Source organism: Candidatus Accumulibacter vicinus (assembly GCF_000584955.1).
GTDB classification, from domain to species: Bacteria; Pseudomonadota; Gammaproteobacteria; order Burkholderiales; family Rhodocyclaceae; genus Accumulibacter; species Accumulibacter vicinus.
In genome coordinates, this window is record NZ_JDSS02000027.1 from 2,902 (window position 1) to 5,311 (window position 2,410).

General features: G+C 67.7%; 1 protein-coding gene. It reads right to left on the reverse strand.

Features of this window, described 5'->3' with window-relative positions:
• The coding region (locus tag CAPSK01_RS22880) for an NACHT domain-containing protein (protein WP_273703613.1) at positions 1-2,065 on the reverse strand (2,065 nt) is incomplete at its 3' end.
• Positions 2,066-2,410: the final 345 nt, after the last annotated feature.

Sequence of the window (2,410 nt, forward strand, 5' to 3'; positions counted from 1 at the left end):
GCGCAGCGGCGATGCGCGCGCGCAGGTCGGCTTCTGGATCGCGGCTGCGCGCCAGCAGGCGGGCCTGGAGCAGTTCGACTGTATCGGGCTTTGCGCGATTCGTCGCGCGCAGGGCGGCCGCGCAACGCGCCGCGAGTTCCAGGTTGGCTTCGGCAAGACCGCGCGCGAAGGCATCGGGATCGGCCGCCATGCTCGCTGCCAGCACGGTGGTTTCCTCCCATCCCGTCGGGTCGGGAGGAGGCAACGGCTCGAAGTCCTGCAAGGTCGCGAGCTTGTCGGCGAGCGAGGGTCGGATGCGATCGGCGCGCCATTCGCTGCGCGCCAGTTCGGTGGCCGGCGCCGGCTCGGCGGCGAGTTGCCTGGCGGCGAAGTACTCCTGCAGCAGTTGGTGGAAGAAACGTACCTGATCGGTCCTGCGATCCTCGTCGAGCACCGCCAGTTGGCTGGCCGCTTTCAGCAGCGCTTCGGCGCGTGCATGCTGCAAGTACGCCAGTGCTTCGTCGAGGGTCACCATCACCTGCTTGCCGTCGCTGCCGCCGAAACGCTCCTGCATGGCGTAGGCGAGCGCCTGCAGGCTTCGGATCAGCGGCCCGCGCCGCGGCAGATCGTGGGCGTCGGACCACGTGCGGCCGGCGATGCGCTCGCGATCGCGGGCGTGCAGCACGCCGTCGCGCATGAACAGCGGGTTTCGGCCGGCGATCTCGCGCTCCAGCGCGCGCCGGACAAAACCCGTGAACAGGGCGGCGCGCTCGCTGGCGACGCGCGGGTCGTAGGCAAGCTGGTCGCTGAGCAGCTTGAGGAAGTAGGGCGTGCTGTAGAGATCGAGCAGGCGCTGATTGCCCTGAATCTCGGCCCAGGCGGAGTCGGCATGATCGGCGGCGTAAAGGCGCAGGAACTCCTCGATCTGTGGCGGGGTCATCGGTTGCACGCGCACCTGCCGCACATCGACATCGTCCTTGACGCTCAGGGTTTCGCTGTAGTCGAGGCTGCGACACGAAAACACGGCGCGGTTGCCGGGCGGGAAGTCGTCGCGCAGGAAGCGGCGCCAGTGTTCGACGCGCTCGCGAAAGTCGTCCGCGTCGCGGTGCGGCATTTCGTTGAGCGCATCGAGCAGCAACAGGACGCGGCGTTCGGCCAGCAGCGCTTCCAGCTCGGGCAGGCCCGGCGCCTGCCGCTGCCACTGCGCTTCGAGCCAGTCGAGCGGGCGCGGCGAGTCCCGTGTCGGCTCCCGGTCGAGTGGATACGCGCCGAGCGATACGAAGAGCGAAACCTTTTCGCTTCCCTCCGCAAGACACTGGCGGGTTTGATCAAGCTGCAAGCGGCGGAGCAGGGTGGACTTGCCGCAACCGGGGGCGCCGAGGAGCACCATCGCCCGCTCGGGAATGTCAGCGAGGACATCGCGCAGGTCGGTGTAGTCCTTCTCCCGTTCGTGAAACTGCAAGGCGTGCTCGCTGCGCACCATGTCCAGCAGCCGCAGACGGACGAAACGGGTGTCGACCTGGTGGCGTTCCGAAAGCTCGCGCAGCAGCGACTGGCGATAGTTGACCAGCGCCAAGCGAGGGGATTGGGTTCGATCGGCGGCGCCTCTGGAGGGCATGCCGGTCTGCATCGCGAGCGCAGTGATCACGCTTCTCAGGTCATCGTCGACATGGGTCTGGCGAATCGGCCAATGCTGTGCGGCAAGCAGGGGCCTGATGTCGTCAGGGAGTGCCTTCGCAGGGGGTGGCTGCGCGGCATCGATCAGGAGCGGAAAGATCGGGATTCCTCGCTGGATCGCGGTCCTGATCTCGCGGCGTACCCAATCGTCTTCCTGTCCGAGACGCTTGTCCCCCGTTTCTTCGTCCTGGATCATGTGCCAGTCCTTCCCCAGCACGACGACCAGCGCCGCCGCCTGCCCGATCTCGACCCGGAGCTTCTCGGCGAAGTCGGCGCCCGGGGGAATGCCCTTGACGTCCAGGAAGATCCGCTCGGCTCCGAACGCCATCGCGAGCCTCGTCGCGATCGCATCGGCGTCCCAGCCGCCCTCCAGCTTGCGACGGTAATTGACGAAGATCTTGCCGGTCATGGCCTGCCTCCGCGGACCTGGTGATGGCGAGAATCATGGCAGGCGGCGATCAACTGACCACGCCATGGGCCGTGGCAGCGCGCTGCGGGGGGAGTGCTCGTCGTGGAATGCCGGCGTCAGCCAGGTGTCACGACCTTCCTCGGCCATGTGGGGCGTGCGGAAATGCGCGGTGCGCTTGACAGGATATTACCGCAATCGGCGGCGAGTCGGCGACGCCCGGTTGTTCGCCAGGCTTTGCGTAGCCATGCCTGCCGACGAGGTGGCCGCGCAGGCAAAGTTCCGCGCCGCCATGGGAGAAGGGTGCTGCGCTTGCGCGAGTCTCCCCGCGACCAGGCGGCCGGCCTC